The sequence below is a fragment of the Nonomuraea sp. NPDC049637 genome, assembly GCF_040675235.1.
GTDB lineage: Bacteria > Actinomycetota > Actinomycetes > Streptosporangiales > Streptosporangiaceae > Nonomuraea.
This window is the reverse complement of record NZ_JBFAOM010000036.1, coordinates 61,840-78,711: the sequence shown is the minus strand read 5'-3', so window position 1 is coordinate 78,711 and position 16,872 is coordinate 61,840. Positions and strand designations below refer to the sequence as shown.

Here is a 16,872-nt window from a genome sequence, read left to right as displayed (position 1 = left end):
CCATGGGCAGCGGAATCTGGTCCACGAACGTCTACGACTCGGCCGCGCGCTACCGCGCGGCCACCGGCTCCAGCGCCTTCGCCTACAGCGACGGCGGAGCCCGGCGCGTCCACCCCGACCTCGACCCCTTCGGCGTGACGCGGGAGAGCCGCGACTCGGCCGAGCACCCCGACTCGCTGGCCATCGCCGTGCTGTTCGACGTGACCGGCTCGATGCGCGCGGTCCCCCGCACGCTGCAGACCCGCCTGCCCGACCTGCTCGGACTGCTGCTGCGCAAGGGGTACGCCACCGACCCGCAGATCATGTTCGGCGCGATCGGCGACGCCACCTGCGACCGGGCGCCGCTGCAGGTCGGCCAGTTCGAGTCCGACAACCGCATGGACGACCAGCTCGGCCTGATCCTGCTGGAGGGCGGCGGCGGCGGGCAGAAGCGCGAGTCCTACGAGCTGGCCATGTACTTCATGGCCAGGCACACCTCGATCGACTGCCACGAGAAGCGCGGCAGGCGCGGCTACCTGTTCGTCATCGGCGACGAGATGCCCTACCAGCGGGTGTCCAGGAACCACGTCAAGGACCTCGTCGGCGACCGCCTGACCGCGCCCCTCGGCGTGGACGACGTCGTGGCCGAGCTGACCCGCAAGTACGACGTCTACTTCATCCTCCCGCAGGGGGCCAGCTACGCCGGCGACCCCGAGGTGCTGGACTCCTGGCGCGGCCTGCTCGGCCAGAACGTGCTGGAGCTGGACGACCTCGATGCCGTGTGCGAGACGATCGCGCTCACCGTCGGGCTCGGCGAGGACGCGATCGGCCTGGACGAGGGCCTTGAGGACCTGGCCGAGCTGGGCTCGACGGCCGGCGCGTCGGTGTCGCGCGCCCTGGCCAGGCTCGACCGCGGCACGGTGGTCACCGGCGAGCCGCTCGACGGGCTCGGCGGCGGGCTCGGCGGCGGGCTGGGCGGCGGGCTGGGCGGGCTCCTGCCGTGAACGAGCACCTCGTCGTCGTCGACCTCGGGTACGGCGACGCCGGCAAGGGCACGGTCGTGGACTGGGCGTGCGCCACGCTGCCCGTCCACGCCGTGGTCCGGTTCAACGGGGGCGCCCAGGCGGGGCACAACGTCGTCCTGGACGACGGGCGGCACCACACGTTCGCGCAGTTCGGCGCCGGGACGTTCCGGGGGGTTCGCACGCATCTGTCGCGGTTCGTGGTGGTGGACCCGCTGGCGTTGTCGGCCGAGGCGGAGCACCTGGCGCGGCTCGGCGTGCCCGACCCCTACGGGCTGCTCACGGTGGACCGGGACTGCCTGCTGGCGACGCCGTACCACGTCGAGGCCGGGCGCAGGCGGGAGCTGGCGCGCGGGGCGGCGCGGCACGGGTCGTGCGGGATGGGCGTCGGGGAGACGATGGCGTACCACCTGGAGCACGGCGCGCTCGCGCCCCGGGCGGGCGACCCGCCGCGCGAGCTGACGCGGAAACTGACCGTGCTGCGGGAGACGCTGCGGGACGCGCTGGGGGTCGAGGGGCCGCCGGTGGCCGACTGCGTGGCCGTCTACCGGGCGTTCGCCGAACGGGTGCGGCTGGTGGACTCGTCGTACACCGCCGGGCTGGTCGGGCGGGGGCCGGTGGTGTTCGAGGGCGCACAGGGCGTGCTGCTGGACGAGCGGCAGGGGTTCGACCCGTACACCACGTGGAGCACGACGACGTTCGCCAACGCGCTGGAACTGCTCGACGGGGCCGGGGCGGCGCGGCTCGGGGTGCTGCGGACCTACACCACCCGGCACGGCCCCGGCCCGCTGGTGACCGAGGACCCCGGCCTGGAGCTGCCCGAGCCGCACAACGTGACCGGGCCGTGGCAGGGGTCCTTCCGCCGCGGGCACTTCGACGCGGTCGCCCACCGGTACGCGGCCGAGGCGGCCGGCGGCGTGGACGGTCTCGCGCTCACCCACCTCGACGCGGACGTCTCCCGCATGTGCGTGCGCTACGACCGGCCCGTCACGTTCGCCGAGCCGGACCGTACGGCCCGGCTGCTGCGGGCGACGCCGGTCTACGAGGAGGGTGTATCAGACTGGCCCGCGGCGGTCTCCCATGTCGTGGGCGCGCCCGTGTGGCTGGAGTCGTACGGCCCCCGCGCGCGGGACAAGAAGGCGCCCTGGCCGAGCCTGCGGTGACCGCCGGGGAGAGGGGTCCTCCCGGCGGTCGCCGCCCGGCTTCAGCCCGGTTTCAGCCCCAGGCGAGCATGCGGAGCGGGTCCTCCAGCATCGCGCCGACGTCGCGCAGGAACATCGAGCCCAGCTCGCCGTCGACGATCCGGTGGTCGAAGCTGAGCGCGAGGGTGGTCACCTTGCGCACCGCCAGCTCGCCGTCCACCACCCACGGCATGTCCCTGACCTGGCCGAAGGCCAGGATGGCCGACTCGCCCGGGTTGAGGATGGGGGTGCCGGCGTCGACGCCGAACACGCCCACGTTGGTGATGGTGATCGTCCCGCCGGCCATCTCGGCCGGCTGGGTGCGGCCCGCCCTGGCCGTCTCCGCCAGCGCGCCCAGTTGCCTGGCCAGCTCGGGGAGCGGGAGGGCGTGGGCGTCCTTGATGTTGGGCACGACGAGGCCGCGCGGGGTGGCGGCGGCGATGCCCAGGTTCACGTAGTGCTTGACCACGATCTCCTGGGCCGCCTCGTCCCATGACGAGTTGATCATCGGGTAGCGCCTGACCCCGGTGAGCAGGGCCCGGCAGACCAGGAGCAGCGGAGAGACCTTGACCTCGGCGAAGTCGGGCAGGGCCCGCAGCCGCCGGACCGCCTCCATGGTCTCCGTCACGTCGACCTGGAGGAACTCGGTGACGTGCGGGGCCGTGAAGGCGCTGGCCACCATCGCCTGGGCGGTCATCTTGCGCACGCCCTTGACGGGGACGCGCTCCTCCCGCCGCTGGGGCTCGGCCTGCCGGACGGGCTCGGGCGCCCCCTGCGGACCGCCCTGCAGACCACCCTGCAGACCACCCTGCAGACCACCCTGCGCGGCGGCGTGCACGTCGTCGCGGGTGATGGAGCCCTGGGGCCCGGTGCCGGTGAGCGTGGCCAGGTCGACGCCCAGGTCCTTGGCCAGCTTGCGGACCGGCGGCTTGGCCAGCACGGCCACGCGGCCGGAACCGGCGACCACGCCGGCGGCCGGCGCGGCGGCGGGGACGGGCTCGGCCGGGCGGGCCGTCGGGGCCGGGCCGGGCACCTCCACGCGGGCCGGGTTGGCCACGGGCGCGGCCGGGATCGGCTCCGCCTGCTGCTTGCGGGGACGGCGCTTGGAGGCGCCGGTCTTGACCCCGTAGCCCACCAGGACCGCCTGCCGCTCCTCCTTGGGCGCGGGGCTGCCGTGGGCGCCGGGCTCGACCGCGCCCTCCTCCGGCGGCTTGGGGACCATGTCGTCGGCCAGCGCCTTGAGGCCCTGGTCGGCGCTCCCTTGGTCGGCACGGTTCCGGTCGGCCACGCCCTGGCCGGCGGGGCCCTGGTCGGGGCCGCCCGCATCGCCGCCGGTGTCCACGGCGACGATCGGCGTGCCGACGTCGACCGTGCGGCCCTCCTCGACCAGCACGCCCGCGACCACGCCGTCCCAGGGGATCGGCAGCTCGACGATGGACTTGGCGGTCTCGATCTCCACCACGATCTGGTTGACCTTGACCTCGTCGCCCGGCCGCACGTGCCAGCGGACGATCTCGGCCTCGGTCAGCCCCTCCCCGACGTCGGGGAGCTTGAACTCGCGTCGCATGGAAGCGCGTCCCCCTTTCAGAACCCGAAGGCGCGGTCGACGGCGTGCAGCACCCGGTCCAGATCGGGCAGGTAGTGCTCTTCGAGCTTCGACGGCGGGTAGGGGGTGGAGAAGCCGCCGACCCGCAGGACGGGCGACTCCAGGTGGTAGAAGCACTGCTCGGTGATCCGGGCCGCCAGCTCGGCGCCGAAGCCGCTGTAGACGGGCGCCTCGTGGACCACGACCACCCGGCCGGTGCGGCGGACGGACTCCATGACCAGCGGCTCGTCCAGCGGGTTGAGCGAGCGCAGGTCGATCACCTCCAGCGAGCGGCCGTCGTCCTCGGCGGCGGCGGCGGCCTCCAGGCAGGTCTTGACCATCGGGCCGTAGGCCAGCAGCGTGACGTCGGAGCCGGGCCGTACGACCGTGGCCTTGTCGAACGGCGTCCACCAGTCGGTCGAGGCCGTGTCGATGTCGGCCTTCTCCCAGTAGCGGCGTTTCGGCTCGAAGAAGATGACCGGGTCGTCGCTCCGGATGGCCTGCTGGATCATGGTGTAGGCGTCGGCCGGGTTGGAGCAGGCCACCACGCGCAGGCCGGCCGTGTGCGCGAAGTACGCCTCGGGCGACTCGCTGTGGTGCTCGACCGCGCCGATGCCGCCGCCGCACGGGATGCGCACGACGACGGGCAGCTTGATCGCGCCGAGCGAGCGCATCGGCATCTTGGCGAGCTGCGTGATGATCTGGTCGGCCGCCGGGAACACGAACCCGTCGAACTGGATCTCGCACACCGGCCGGTAGCCGCGCAGCGCCAGGCCGATCGCGGTTCCGATGATGCCGGACTCGGCGAGCGGCGTGTCGATGACCCGGTCCTCGCCGAAGTCCTTCTGCAGGCCGTCGGTGACGCGGAACACGCCGCCGAGCTTGCCGACGTCCTCGCCCATGATGAGGACCTTGGGGTCGTCCTCCATGGCGCGGCGCATGCCCTCGTTAAGCGCCTTGGACAGGCTCAACACCGTCATTTCTCGAAGCCCTCCAAGTAGGCTGCGAACTGAGCGCGCTCTCCGTCGATGAGCGCGTGGGGCTCGCGATAGACGTGGTCGAAGATATCGAGCGGCTCGGGGTCGGGCATCGCCAGGCACCGCCTGCGCAGGTCGGCGCCGAGCTGGTCGGCCTCGGCGGTCACGGCGTCGAAGAAGCCCTGATCGGCCAGCTCGTTGCGGAACAGGTACGACTTGACCCGCTCGATCGGGTCCTTCAGCTTCCACGCCTCCAGCTCGCTGGCCACCCGGTAGCGGGTCGGGTCGTCGGTCGTGGTGTGGGCGCCCATCCGATACGTGAACGCCTCGATCAGCGTCGGCCCCTGGCCCGTGCGGGCGGCTTCGAGCGCCTTCCTGGTCACCGCGAGGCAGGCGAACACGTCGTTGCCGTCGACCCTGATGCCCGGGAAGCCGAAGCCCGAGGCCCGGCGGTAGAGGGGGATGCGGCTCTGCTTCTCCAGCGGCTCGGAGATGGCCCACTGGTTGTTCTGGCAGAAGAAGACGACGGGCGCGTTGAACACGCTGGCCCAGATGAACGACTCGTTCACGTCGCCCTGGCTGGTGGCGCCGTCGCCGAAGTAGACGATCGTGGCGGCGGAGGCGTCGTCGCGCTGGATGCCCATGGCGTAGCCGACCGCGTGCAGGGTCTGGCTGCCGATCACGATCGTGTACAGGTGGAAGTTGTGCTCCTCGGGGTCCCAGCCCCCGTGGTTGACGCCCCTGAACAGGCCGAGCAGCTTCACCGGGTCGACGTCGCGGCACCAGGCGACGCCGTGCTCGCGGTAGGTGGGGAAGGCCATGTCGGAGTCGGTGAGCGCGCGGCCCGAGCCGATCTGGGCGGCCTCCTGGCCGAGCAGCGAGGCCCAGATGCCCAGCTCGCCCTGACGCTGCAGCGCCACGGCCTCCAGGTCGATGCGCCGGACGAGCACCAGGTCGCGGTAGAGCGACCTGACCTCTTCGGCCGTCAGGTCTATGTCGTAGTCGGGATGCTCGACCCTCACTCCCTCGGGGGTGAGCAACTGCACGAGCTCAGGGGGTGCTTCGGCACCACGAGAGGCGTCGACTGTCACGTGCCGCTCCTGTGCGGTCGGGGCCGGTGTCGATGGGGTCGCCACCTGAGGCCAGCCGTGTGTGCGTGCGAACCATGTGGTGGTGGTTCATACGCGTTTGGGGACATCGTGGCAGACGTCACAGCCCTCCGCGCAAGCCCCATGTCCTCCCCGTTCCCGTTGTGTTGACGGCCATGCGCGCCGGTAGGCTTGCTTTCCCAAGCACCCACTCCACCCAGGAGGAACGTAGTGGCGCGCGTCATCGTCGACGTCATGCTCAAGCCCGAGATCCTCGACCCGCAGGGCCAGGCCATCGCCAGAGCGCTGCCCAGGCTCGGTTTCTCCGGCGTCTCGGCGGTCCGTCAGGGCAAGCGGTTCGAGGTCGAGCTGGAGGGCCCGGCCGACGAGGCGGCTCTCGACGAGGTACGGAAGATGGCCGAGACACTCCTGGCCAACACCGTGATCGAGGACTACAGCGTCCGGGTTGAGGGGTAGAAGGCACATTTGATGCCTGGTTTTACCCCTGGTGAGTTAAAGTCGCGTTCGGGCATGCCACAATGCCACGGGCGTGCCAACACTAAATAACAACAACGTGATTTTGCGGTTAGCCCCGATTTCACAGGGAAACCTACTCCAGGTGACATTCCGGAGCCCGGAGGAGTCCGGTGGATATTGAGTTCTCGTTGGCGCTGCCTCGGGATGCGATCGGCATACCGATGGTCAGGCGAGTGCTTGGCGACGCGATGCGCTCACTCAACGTGAGTGAGACCTGCATCGCCGACATGCTGCTCGCCGTCTCCGAGGCGTGCTCCAACGCGGTGCGACACGGCGGCCCCGCCAACCGTTACGAGGTCTCGGCGTCGATCGGCTACGGCCGCTGCGACGTGCGCGTCGCCGACAGCGGCGACGGCCTCCCGTCGATGCCGCTGCACTTCCCTCCGCCCGACACCGAGAACGGCCGCGGCCTGCTCATCATGCGGTCCGTGGTGGACGAGATCTCCTTCGGCACCACGCCCGGCCGCGGCACCACGGTCCACCTGCGCAAGATGCTCGCCTGGGACGACGAGGCCGAGGGCGCCCGTCACCGCGAGCTGGCCGCCGTCTGAGCGTCATCTGAGCGCCGCCTGAGCGCGTCCCGACCCGCTGCCCGGAACACAGCCGTGCACCCGATAATCTGAGTACACCGCCGTAGACCGCCGTCCGCCCCCAAAGAGACGGTGGCACGCGCGTGCGCATTCCTCGGAGGGGACGACTGTCATGAGCGCTGCCCGTGTGGGCGTAGTCACGTTTCCAGGAACTCTCGACGACCAGGACGCCGCCAGAGCCGTGCGCCTCGTGGGCGCGCAGGCGGTCCCGCTGTGGCACGCCGACCACGACCTGAAGGGAGTCGACGCCGTCTTCCTGCCCGGCGGCTTCTCCTACGGCGACTACCTGCGTTGCGGCGCGATCTCCAAGTTCGCCCCGCTGATGGACGAGCTCGTCCCGGCCGCCAGGGCCGGTCTGCCGGTCATCGGCACCTGCAACGGCTTCCAGATCCTCTGCGAGGCCCACCTGCTGCCCGGCGCGCTCACCCGCAACGCCTCGCTCCACTACGTCTGCCGCGACCAGCGGCTCACGGTGGAGCAGACCGCCACCGCCTGGACCGGCTCCTTCGAGCGCGGCCAGGAGATCGTGCTGCCGGTCAAGCACGGCGAGGGCCGTTACGTCGCCTCCGCGGAGACGCTGGCCGAGCTGGAGTCCGGCGGCCACGTCGTCGTGCGCTACGCCGGGGGCAACCCCAACGGCTCGCTCAACGACATCGCCGGCATCCGCAACGAGGCGGGCAACGTGGTCGGCCTCATGCCGCACCCCGAGCACGCCGTGGAGGAACTGGTCGGCGCGCCGAGCACCGACGGGCTCGGCTTCTTCACGTCCATCCTGAGGAATCTGGTGAACGCATGAGCACCGACAACGTCAAGCGGGCCGCCGAGACCCCCGACGAGCCGATGCCCTTCGCCGAGCTGGGGATGAAGCAGGACGAGTACGACCGGGTCAAGGAGATCCTGGGTCGCCGTCCCACCGGCTCCGAGCTGGCCATCTACAGCGTCATGTGGTCGGAGCACTGCTCGTACAAGTCGTCCAAGGTGCATCTGCGGCAGTTCGCCACCAAGGCGCCCAAGTCCGAGGCGCTGCTGGTGGGCATGGGCGAGAACGCGGGCGTCGTCGACATCGGCGACGGCTGGGCGGCCACGTTCAAGATCGAGTCGCACAACCACCCGTCCTACGTCGAGCCGCACCAGGGCGCGGCCACCGGCGTCGGCGGGATCGTGCGCGACATCATGTCGATGGGCGCCCGCCCGATCGCCGTCATGGACGCGCTGCGCTTCGGCGGCGCCGACGCCGTCGACACCCGGCGGGTGCTGCCCGGCGTGGTCGAGGGCATCAGCCACTACGGCAACTGCCTGGGCCTGCCCAACATCGGCGGCGAGGTCGTCTTCGACCCCTGCTACATCGGCAATCCCCTGGTCAACGCGCTGTGCGTCGGCCTGCTGCGCAAAGACCAGATCAAGCTGGCCACCGCGCCGGGGCCGGGCAACCAGGTCGTGCTGTTCGGCGCGTCCACGGGTCCCGACGGCATCGGCGGCGCGTCCGTGCTGGCCTCGGCGACGTTCGAGGACGAGTCGCAGGCCAAGCGGCCCGCCGTGCAGGTGGGCGACCCGTTCATGGAGAAGCTGCTCATCGAGTGCTGCCTGGAGCTCTACGCGGCCGACGTGGTCGTCGGCATCCAGGACCTCGGCGCGGCGGGCGTCTCCTGCGCCACGACCGAGCTGGCCGCCAAGGGCACCGGCGGCATGAAGGTCGACCTCAACCTGGTCCCGCTCCGCGACTCCTCGCTCAAGCCCGAGGAGATCCTGATGAGCGAGTCCCAGGAGCGGATGATGGCCGTGGTCCGGCCCGACGACATCCCCGCGTTCATGGCGATCTGCGCCAAGTGGGACGTCCCGGCCACCGTCATCGGCGAGGTCACCGACACCGGCCGCCTGGTCATGACCTGGGACGGCGAGGTCATCGTGGACATCCCGCCGGGCACCGCCGCCGACGAGGGCCCGGTCTACGAGCGTCCCTACCACGAGCCGGCCGGGCAGGCCGCGCTCAACGCCGACACCACCGACCGGCTGGCGCGCCCCGACGACCTGCGGGCCACCCTGCTGCAGCTCCTCGGCTCGCCCAACCTGGCCTCCAAGGAGTGGGTGACCTCCCAGTACGACCGCTACGTCCGCTCCAACACCGTGCTGGCCCAGCCCGCCGACGCCGGGATGCTGCGCATCTCCGAGGCCATCGCCGGGGCCGAGCCGACGACCCGGGGCATCGCGCTGTCCACCGACGGCAACGGCCGTTACGCCAAGCTCGACCCCTACGCGGGGGCGCAGCTGGCGCTGGCCGAGGCGTACCGGAACGTGGCCGTGACCGGCGCCAAGCCGCTGGCCGTCACCAACTGCCTCAACTTCGGCTCGCCGGAGGACCCCGAGGTGATGTGGCAGTTCGCCGAGGCCGTACGCGGGCTCGCCGACGCCTGCCGCACCCTCGGCGTGCCGGTGACCGGCGGGAACGTCTCCTTCTACAACCAGACGGGCTCGACCGCCATCAACCCCACGCCGGTCGTGGGCGTGCTCGGCGTCATCGACGACGTGGCCAAGCGGGTGCCGTCCGGGTTCACCGCCGAGGGGCTGCGGGTGGTGCTGCTCGGCGACACCGCCGAGGAGTTCGGCGGCTCCGAGTGGGCGCACGTGGCCCACCGCCACCTGGGCGGCCTGCCGCCGCACGCCGACCTGGAGGCCGAGCAGGCGCTGGCGACCGTGCTGGTCGAGGCCGCCGCCCGCGGGCTGCTGGAGGGGTCGCACGACCTGTCCGACGGCGGGCTGGCCGTGGCGCTGGCCGAGTCGTGCCTGGCCCGCGGCATCGGGGCCACCGTCGCGCTGAGCGGCGAGCCGTTCACCGACCTGTTCAGCGAGTCGGCGGCGCGGGCCCTGGTCGTGGTGCGGCCGGAGGCGTTCGAGGAGTTCGCGGCGCTGTGCGGGCGGCACGAGGTGCCGTGCTACGGGCTCGGGGTCACCGGCGGGGCGTCGCTGGTGGTCGAGGGCGTGTTCGAGGTGGGGGTCGAGGAGCTCCGCGAGACCCACTCGGCGACGCTGCCGGCGCTGTTCGGCTGACGTCGAACGAGAAGGGCCGGTGCGGGGTGACCCCGCACCGGCCCTTTCAGCATCGTCAGACCTTCTCGGCCGTCAGACCTGCTTGGCCGTCAAACCTGCTTGGCCGTCAGACCTGCTTGATCGTCAGACCTTCTTGATGCAGACGACGTACACCTTGCCGGAGACGCTGGTGCCGTTGGCGCCGTGGTCGTTGCCGCCGTTGTCGTCCTTGGCGACGGTCACCGTCCAGCCGCTGTCGCCGGGGTAGCTGCCCAGGACTTCGGCGTTCTTCAGGGTGCTGAAGGAGAAGCCGCCGCCGGTGGGGTTGCCGCCGTTGTTGCAGGAGGCGGTCACCGAGCCGAGGCCGTTGATGGTGGCGCTGTTGGTGTAGGTGGCGTAGGTGACGCCGGCGCCGTCCTTGCCGGGCTCACCCTTGGGGCCCTGCGGGCCCTGCTTGCCGTCGTCGCCCTTCGGGCCCTGGGGGCCCGCCGGGCCGCGCTCGCCATCCTTGCCGTCCTTGCCGTCCTTGCCCGGCAGGCCCTGCTTGCCGTCCTGGCCGTCCTGGCCGTTCTTGCCGGGGAGGCCGTCCTTGCCGTCCTTGCCGTCGTCGCCCTTCGGGCCCTGGGGGCCGGCTGGGCCGCGCTCGCCGTCCTTGCCGTCCTTGCCGGGAAGGCCGTCCTTGCCGTCCTTGCCCGGGAGGCCCGGCTTGCCCTGGGGGCCCGTGTGACCGTTCTCACCGCGGGGGCCCTGCGGACCCTGCGGGCCCTGGGGTCCCTGGTCGCCCTTGGGGCCGGACGTGCCGCCGTTCAGCTGCGTCGTGCTGCCGCCGATCACCACGCGCTCTTCGGTCTTGCGGCACGGCGTGGTCGGGTTGACGATGCGGACGTACCGCGTCTTCTTGTGCACGCAGGCGTACACCTCGCTCGCCGCCGACGAGGCGGTGGCCACGCCACCGACGGCGAGGAGCGAGGCGGCGAGCGCTCCGACAGTGGCGAGGGTGAGCGTACGCCCACCGCGAACGTTGATAGCCACGGCTTTCCTTCCAGGGAACAAGTGATGCTCATGTGCTGCATGAGATTCACGTTTCAACCGTTCCAACGGTTGGCAGAAACTACATAACGTATATGTCACGAAACGGAGGGTTACTGACCGGATTGACCGACTGTCGCCGTCACAGTGGGTAAAAGGACGCATTGGCGGCGGCGATCCCGCGTGCATAATCGGGTCTGTGCCCAGCACCTACCTGCCGCCGGCCACGCAGCCCGTCCGAGGCGTGGTCTGGGTCATCCATCTCGCCCTTCCCCTGCTGGGGCTCTGGTTGCTGCTCTCCCAGCCGCATCTCAACGTCGTCTGGCAGCACAACGCGAGCCACTTCTGGATGATCCTCGCGGTGGCCGGGATCAACGTGGCGCTCGGCGGGCTGATCACCGAGGCCGCGCGCCGCCGTCAGGACGCCCGGCTGTTCCTGGTCTCCATGGTGTTCCTCAGCAGCGCGGGGTTCTTCCTCCTGCACGGCCTGGCCACGCCGGGGATCATCCTGCCGACCGGCTCGCTGGGCTTCGACCTCGGGCAGCAGGTGGGGCTCACGATCGCCTCGATGTTCGCGTTCGCCTCGGCCCTGCCGCTGGGCGAGCGGGCCGCCAGGAGCGTCCTGGCGGCGCAGCACTTCGTCCGGGCGATGTTGTTCGGGTTCATGCTGTTGTGGGCGCTGGTGTCGTTGGTGCCCGAGCTGACCGAGCTCAGCCGGCCGCCGCCGGTCGCGCCGATGAGCTGGCTGGGCGCGGCCTCGATCCCCGGCGTCCTGCTGTACGGCGCGGCCGGCGTGCTGATGTTCCTGCTCCACCGCCGCCGTCCCTCGGCCATGCTGGTCAGCCTGATCACCGCGTACGCGCTGCTGGCCGAGGCGATGGTCGCCGGGATGTCGCAGCACAACTGGCACCTGACGTGGTGGGAGTGGCACGTGCTGCTCACCCTCGCCTTCGTGTTCGTGGCCTACAGCGCCTACCTGCAGTTCCGGCGGGAGGGGTCGAGCGCGGGGCTGTTCGACTCGGTGACGCTGGCGGCGACCGTCGCCCGCCTCCAGCAGGACTACGACCAGGCCCTGGAGGAGCTGGTCGAGCACGTACGCCGGGGCGAGCCGCTGGCCGCGGCCCGGTTGTCGGGCAAGTTCCGGCTGAACGAGAGCCAGGCCGCCGTGCTCGACCGGGCCGGGACGGCGCTGGCCCACGAGCGGGAGTTGTCGGAGCGGCTGGCCGCGCTGGTGGCGGTGAGCGCGCAGACCCGCGTGGGCCTGCCGGAGGGCGAGCTGCTGACCACCGCGCTCGACCGGGTCAGGCAGGCGTACGGAGACGTCAAGATCGCGCTGGTGTCGGAGGGGAAGACCCAGATCGGCTCCCGCGCGTACGAGTTCGAGGGCGACGGCCCGATCCGCCGCGACCACCGGCTGGCCTACCCGCTCACGGTCAGGGGCCGCCTGGCCGGCGTGCTGGAGGTGCCGGTGGGCCGCAGCGGCCACGACGAGGCGCTGGCCGCCACGCTCGCCGGCCAGTTGTCCATCTCGCTGGAGAACGCCCGCCTCTACCAGGAGCTGGACACCCTCTTCCGCCAGTACATGTCGCCCGACGTGGCCAACGCCCTGCTCGCCGACCCGGCGCGGGCGGCGCTCGGCGGCGAGTTGCGGGAGCTGACCGCGCTCTTCGCCGACCTCAAGGGGTTCACCTCGTTCTCCGAGCAGGTCACGCCCGGCGAGATCGTCGAGATGCTCAACCGCTACCACACGGCCGCCGTCCCGTGCGTGCTGAACAACGGCGGCACGATCGTGCAGTTCGTCGGCGACGCGATGCTGGCCCTGTTCAACGCGCCCGCCCCGCAGGCCGGTCACGCCAGGGCGGCCTGCCGGGCCGCGCTGGAGATGCAGCGGGCCGCCGCCGAGGTGGCCGAGGAGATGGCCTGGAAACGCGCGGACGACGTGGAGTGGCCGACCTTCCGGGTGGGCGTCAACACCGGCCCCGCGCTGGTCGGCAACATCGGCAGCCCCGAGTTACGCGGCTTCAACGCGATGGGCGACTGCGTCAACGTGGCCGCCAGGCTCCAGGCCCTGGCCGAGCCGGGGACCGTGGTGATCGGCGAGACGACGCTCAGACAGCTCGGCCGCGACGCCTCGGTGAACGCCCTCGGACGGCTCAGCCTGAAGGGCAAGGAAGAACTCGTGGCCGCGTACGTTCTGACTGGAATGCCATAGAACGGCAATAGCCGTACGTACATAATCGGCGCATGGATCCAGAGCCCGGCGAGTTCCTTTCCCTGCTCACCGCCGAGGAGATCGAGGCGCTGCGAGCCGCCGGGCGCCCGCGCCGATGGGACCGCGGCACGACGGTGATCACCGAGGGCGACGCGGCCGACTGGGTGCTCGTGCTGACGCAGGGCCGGGTCAAGGTGTCCTCGCACACGAGCGGCGGCACCGAGGTGGTCCTCGCGGTCCGCGGCCCGGGGGCGCTGCTGGGCGACATGTCGGCCGTGGACGGCTCGCCGCGCTCGGCCACCGTGACCGCGCTGGAGCCCATCGAGGGCATCGTGGTCCGCGACTTCAGCGGTTTCCTGGCCGCGCACGGCCGCATCGCCGTCCTGCTCCTGCAACTGGTCGTCGGCCGGCTGCGCGACGCCGACCGCAAACGCGTCGAGTACGGCGCGTTCGACACCACCGGCCGGGTGGCGACCCGGCTGCTCGAACTGGCCGACCGGTACGGCGAGCGCACCAGCACCGGCGTGCGCGTGGCCCTGCCGCTCAGCCAGGACGAGCTGGCCGGCTGGACGGGCTCCTCACGGGAGGCGGTCAGCAAGGCGCTGCGCTCCCTGCGCGACCGCGGGCTCATCGAGACCGGCCGGCGACGGGTGGTCATCCACGACGTCGAGGGGTTACGGAAGCGAGCCAGGTGACCCCTGGTACAAAACGGACGTACGACGTACGTCATAGTGGGAGGCATGGTCGCGGTCACCCCCGAAGCCGGCACCCGCATGCGCTACGCCTGGCGCGTGTGCTCGGTCACCAGCCTGGGCCTCGTCCTCATCGGCATCGCCGGCAGCACGCTCAACGTCGCGCTGCCGACCGTCGTGCGGCACTTCCGGGCCGACGCGACGCAGTCGGGATGGATCCTGCTGGCGTTCCTGCTGGTCAACACCGCGAGCCTGGTGTTCTTCGGCCGGGTCGCCGACCTGCTCGGGCGGCGCGAGGTGTACCTGGCGGGCTTCGCCCTGTTCACCGCGGCCTCGCTGCTGGCCGGCTTGTCACCGGACGTCTGGTTCCTGGTCGGCATGCGCGTGCTCCAGGCGATCGGCTCAGCCATGATCCTGGCCAACGGCACGGTGATCATCACCGACGCGTTCCCGCCCGAACGGCTCAGCCAGGGCATGGGCGTCTACATCGGCACGCTGTCGGTGGCCCAGCTCGCCGGTCCGACGCTCGGCGGCCTGATCGCCGAGACCGCCGGCTGGCAGTGGATCTTCTGGGTGAACGTGCCCGCCGGGCTGATCGCGCTCGGCTGGGGCGCGGTGATCTTACGCAAGATGCCGAAGAGGCCCAGGCAGCCGGTGGACGCGCTCGGCAACGTGCTGGTGTTCGCCGCGCTGTCGGCGGTGCTGCTGGCGGTCAACGAGGCCGGGTCGGGCGGCCTGACCAGCCCGGTCGTCCTGACGGGGGCGGCGCTGTTCGTGCTGCTGGTGCCGCTGATCGTGCTGGCCGAGCGGCGCTCCACCAACCCGGTGCTGGACCTGCGGCTGTTCGGCGGCCGACTGCTGGCCTACGCGAACCTGGCCTCCTTCTGCAACGCGCTCGCGCGGTCCGCGCTGATCCTGGTGGTCGCGCTCTACTTCCAGGCGGCGCGCGGGCTCGACGCGTTCTCGGCCGGGCTGAGCGTGCTGCCGGTGCCGGTGGGCATCGGGCTGGCCTCGCCGATCGCGGGCCTGCTCGGCCCGCGGGTCTCGCCGTACGGGCTGTCGATCGGCGGCGCGGCGATGAGCGCGCTCGGGCTCGGCACGCTGATGCTGACGGCCGACCCGGCGACGCCGTACTGGGTGACGGGGATCGCCCTGTTCGTGGCCGGCTGCGGCAGCGGGACGTTCCTGACCGGCAACACCACCCAGGTCATGGCCGCCCTGCCGAGCGGCAGCCTGGGCGTGGTCAACGGCTTCCGAGTCATGATCATGAACGTCGGCATCGTGATCAGCGTGGGCCTGTCGCTCAGCGTCGTGACCAGCTCCGTGGGCCCGGCGCTGCGCGCCCAGGTGTACGCGGGCACGCTGTCCACGCTCTCCCCGGTGGCCGTCGGGCAGCTCATGGACGGCTTTCAGCGGGCGTACGCGGTGCTGTTCGCCGTGGCGCTGGCCGGCGCGGTGCTGGCCGCGCTCGCCCGCTCTCAGAGGGCTCCGGCGAGCCTCGACTCCACGTCGCGGTAGCGCGAGACCGGGATGAGGTGCACGCCGTCGAACGCGCCCGAGTCGCGCAGCGCGAACACCTGCTCGCAGGCCGCCTCGACGCCCGCCATGCGGTCGGCGGCCACCCGCTCGACCAGCTCGCCGGGCAGGGCGATGTCGGGGATGGCGGCGGCCAGCGTACGGGCGTGGCGCTCGCTGGCCAGCACCATGACGCCCGCGTAGACCGGCACGTCGACCTGGTTGGCCTCGCGCCACCGGACCTGTGCCTCGACCGAGAAGCTGACCTGGGCGAACAGGAAGTCGGCCGCGCGCTTCCAGGCCGGCAGCGGGCGCAGCCCGGCCGCCGCGCCGACGCGGAAGGCCGGCGAGAAGCCCCTGGCCTCCTCGATCATCGAGCGGACCGTCAGGTCGCTGGTCCGGCTGCCGCTGGCCGGCTTGTCGCCGTGGACGAACAGGAACTGGTCGACGCCGTACGCCGCGGCCGTCAGCAGGTCGCGGTGGAAGCCGAGCAGGTTGCGGTCGCGGGAGTTGAGACAGGCGATGCTGCGCCCGCCCATCGCCTCGACCTCGTGGGCCACGGCCACGCTGGACACGGTGGCCCGGCCGATGTGGTTGTCGGGGATCAGGAAGGAATGGGCGACCTGGCTGAGCGTGCCGATCTGGTGGCGTACGCGCTTCAGATCGGGCTTGGTGGGCGGTTCGATCTCGCAGACCAGCTCGAAAGGCATGATCCCGACCCTAACGCCCGGCGGCCAGCGCCTCGATGCCGCGCAGCACGAGATCGACGCCGAAGGAGTCGTAGAAGGCCGGGTCGGCGCCCGCGACCAGCGGTGAAGCCATCTCGACCAGGTACGGGTACTTCTCCGGCGGCAGCGACTGGAGGCCGGCCCGCTTGCCCCTGACCAGCTCGGCGATCTCCTCACCGGTCCGGCCGGCCTTGAAGTGCACGGGCGCGTCGGCGATCGACAGGGCGCTCTGCAGCAGGTACTTGGTGATCAGGCAGCTCTCCTCCACGTCGAACCCGGCCGTACGGGCCAGGCCCAGCGCCTTGTCCCAGACGACCAGGAAGTTGGGGACGGAGATCGGGTCGATCTGCTCGATGACGTTCTTGGCGCAGGGATGGGTGCGCAGGGTCCTGATGAGCCCCTGGGTCAGGTCGCGGAGCTGCTCCTGCCAGGGCCGCTCGTCGGCCGGCTCCGGCACGAAGCCGCCGATCAGGTGGTCGGCCATGCCGACCAGGAGCTGGTCCTTGTTCTTGAAGTGCCAGTAGAGGGCCATCGGCGTCACGCCCAGGTCGCTCGCCAGCCGGCGGATCGTCACGGCGTCGAGCCCCTCGGTGTCGCCGATCTCCAGCGCACGCTCGGCGATGGCCCGCGCGTCCAGTTTTCCCATCACGGTTGACAACTATACGCCGTACAAGTTGAACTGTACGACGTACAAGTACGGCGTATAGGAGGTT

At 71.4% G+C, this 16,872-nt stretch carries 15 protein-coding genes; 9 read left to right on the top strand and 6 right to left on the bottom strand.

Annotation, left to right across the window (positions count from 1 at the left end):
* Nucleotides 1–2: 2 nt before the first annotated feature.
* Nucleotides 3–983 (top strand): hypothetical protein, encoded by a 981-nt coding sequence (locus tag AB0J71_RS36665; protein WP_364418511.1) that lies wholly within the window; start codon nt 3–5, stop codon nt 981–983.
* Nucleotides 980–2,164 carry an adenylosuccinate synthetase gene (locus AB0J71_RS36660; protein WP_352320503.1) on the top strand — a complete coding sequence of 395 codons (1,185 nt, stop codon included), beginning with the start codon at nt 980–982 and terminating at the stop codon, nt 2,162–2,164. Before AB0J71_RS36665 ends, AB0J71_RS36660 begins: the two co-directional genes overlap by 4 nt.
* A 52-nt stretch (nt 2,165–2,216) precedes the next feature.
* Here the strand turns inward: AB0J71_RS36660 and AB0J71_RS36655 are convergent, their stop codons facing one another.
* Genes AB0J71_RS36655 through pdhA form a run of 3 tightly spaced genes read right to left on the bottom strand, consistent with a single transcriptional unit; the run spans nt 2,217 to nt 5,835 of the window.
* Nucleotides 2,217–3,749, bottom strand: coding sequence for a dihydrolipoamide acetyltransferase family protein (locus AB0J71_RS36655; protein WP_364418509.1), 1,533 nt, complete (start codon nt 3,747–3,749; stop codon nt 2,217–2,219).
* A 17-nt stretch (nt 3,750–3,766) separates the two neighbouring features.
* The gene (locus tag AB0J71_RS36650; protein ID WP_352320500.1) at nt 3,767–4,747 is read right to left on the bottom strand and encodes an alpha-ketoacid dehydrogenase subunit beta; all 981 of its coding nucleotides are present in this window, start codon (nt 4,745–4,747) and stop codon (nt 3,767–3,769) included.
* Nucleotides 4,744–5,835, bottom strand: coding sequence for a pyruvate dehydrogenase (acetyl-transferring) E1 component subunit alpha (gene pdhA / locus AB0J71_RS36645; RefSeq protein WP_352320498.1), 1,092 nt, complete (start codon nt 5,833–5,835; stop codon nt 4,744–4,746). Before pdhA ends, AB0J71_RS36650 begins: the two co-directional genes overlap by 4 nt.
* Before the next feature lie 228 nt (nt 5,836–6,063).
* Here pdhA and purS point away from each other — a divergent pair, with 228 nt between their 5' ends.
* The 4 genes from purS (at nt 6,064) to purL (ending at nt 10,004) form a co-directional block, all read left to right on the top strand.
* Nucleotides 6,064–6,309 carry a phosphoribosylformylglycinamidine synthase subunit PurS gene (purS, locus tag AB0J71_RS36640; RefSeq protein WP_352320496.1) on the top strand — a complete coding sequence of 82 codons (246 nt, stop codon included), beginning with the start codon at nt 6,064–6,066 and terminating at the stop codon, nt 6,307–6,309.
* A 221-nt stretch (nt 6,310–6,530) separates the two neighbouring features.
* A complete protein-coding gene (locus AB0J71_RS36635; protein WP_352320494.1) occupies nt 6,531–6,920 on the top strand; it encodes an ATP-binding protein in 390 nt (129 codons plus the stop codon).
* A gap of 151 nt (nt 6,921–7,071) precedes the next feature.
* The gene (purQ, locus tag AB0J71_RS36630) at nt 7,072–7,755 is read left to right on the top strand and encodes a phosphoribosylformylglycinamidine synthase subunit PurQ (protein WP_352320492.1); all 684 of its coding nucleotides are present in this window, start codon (nt 7,072–7,074) and stop codon (nt 7,753–7,755) included.
* A complete protein-coding gene (gene purL / locus AB0J71_RS36625) occupies nt 7,752–10,004 on the top strand; it encodes a phosphoribosylformylglycinamidine synthase subunit PurL (RefSeq protein ID WP_352320490.1) in 2,253 nt (750 codons plus the stop codon). Before purQ ends, purL begins: the two co-directional genes overlap by 4 nt.
* Nucleotides 10,005–10,127: 123 nt before the next feature.
* Here the strand turns inward: purL and AB0J71_RS36620 are convergent, their stop codons facing one another.
* Nucleotides 10,128–11,015, bottom strand: coding sequence for a hypothetical protein (locus AB0J71_RS36620; RefSeq protein WP_364418507.1), 888 nt, complete (start codon nt 11,013–11,015; stop codon nt 10,128–10,130).
* Between the two features lie 196 nt (nt 11,016–11,211).
* On the opposite strand from AB0J71_RS36620, the gene AB0J71_RS36615 reads away from it, so the two are divergent.
* From AB0J71_RS36615 to AB0J71_RS36605, 3 genes are read left to right on the top strand one after another with little or no spacing between them, the layout of a single operon-like run.
* Nucleotides 11,212–13,224: an adenylate/guanylate cyclase domain-containing protein gene (locus AB0J71_RS36615; RefSeq protein WP_352320486.1), complete on the top strand. Its 2,013-nt coding sequence runs from the start codon at nt 11,212–11,214 to the stop codon at nt 13,222–13,224.
* 32 nt (nt 13,225–13,256) lie between these two features.
* A complete protein-coding gene (locus tag AB0J71_RS36610; protein ID WP_352320484.1) occupies nt 13,257–13,919 on the top strand; it encodes a Crp/Fnr family transcriptional regulator in 663 nt (220 codons plus the stop codon).
* A 45-nt stretch (nt 13,920–13,964) separates the two neighbouring features.
* Nucleotides 13,965–15,434: an MFS transporter gene (locus AB0J71_RS36605; protein WP_352320482.1), complete on the top strand. Its 1,470-nt coding sequence runs from the start codon at nt 13,965–13,967 to the stop codon at nt 15,432–15,434.
* Here AB0J71_RS36605 and AB0J71_RS36600 read toward each other — a convergent pair.
* A complete protein-coding gene (locus AB0J71_RS36600; RefSeq protein ID WP_352320480.1) occupies nt 15,395–16,141 on the bottom strand; it encodes a methylenetetrahydrofolate reductase in 747 nt (248 codons plus the stop codon). The two genes, AB0J71_RS36605 and AB0J71_RS36600, sit on opposite strands and share 40 nt — an antisense overlap.
* Nucleotides 16,142–16,151: 10 nt before the next feature.
* Nucleotides 16,152–16,805, bottom strand: a complete 654-nt coding sequence (locus tag AB0J71_RS36595; RefSeq protein WP_352320539.1) for a TetR family transcriptional regulator — start codon at nt 16,803–16,805, stop codon at nt 16,152–16,154.
* Nucleotides 16,806–16,872 lie beyond the last annotated feature (67 nt).

Excerpts from the sequence above, each read along its gene's own strand:
- AB0J71_RS36665 (WP_364418511.1), top strand. The coding sequence starts at position 3 with ATGGGCAGCGGAATCTGGTCCACGAACGTCTACGACTCGGCCGCGCGC.
- AB0J71_RS36655 (WP_364418509.1), bottom strand. The coding sequence starts at position 3,749 with ATGCGACGCGAGTTCAAGCTCCCCGACGTCGGGGAGGGGCTGACCGAG.
- AB0J71_RS36650 (WP_352320500.1), bottom strand. The coding sequence starts at position 4,747 with ATGACGGTGTTGAGCCTGTCCAAGGCGCTTAACGAGGGCATGCGCCGC.
- AB0J71_RS36635 (WP_352320494.1), top strand. The coding sequence starts at position 6,531 with ATGGTCAGGCGAGTGCTTGGCGACGCGATGCGCTCACTCAACGTGAGT.
- purQ (WP_352320492.1), top strand. The coding sequence starts at position 7,072 with ATGAGCGCTGCCCGTGTGGGCGTAGTCACGTTTCCAGGAACTCTCGAC.
- purL (WP_352320490.1), top strand. The coding sequence starts at position 7,752 with ATGAGCACCGACAACGTCAAGCGGGCCGCCGAGACCCCCGACGAGCCG.
- AB0J71_RS36610 (WP_352320484.1), top strand. The coding sequence starts at position 13,257 with ATGGATCCAGAGCCCGGCGAGTTCCTTTCCCTGCTCACCGCCGAGGAG.
- AB0J71_RS36605 (WP_352320482.1), top strand. The coding sequence starts at position 13,965 with ATGGTCGCGGTCACCCCCGAAGCCGGCACCCGCATGCGCTACGCCTGG.
- AB0J71_RS36600 (WP_352320480.1), bottom strand. The coding sequence starts at position 16,141 with ATGCCTTTCGAGCTGGTCTGCGAGATCGAACCGCCCACCAAGCCCGAT.
- AB0J71_RS36595 (WP_352320539.1), bottom strand. The coding sequence starts at position 16,805 with ATGGGAAAACTGGACGCGCGGGCCATCGCCGAGCGTGCGCTGGAGATC.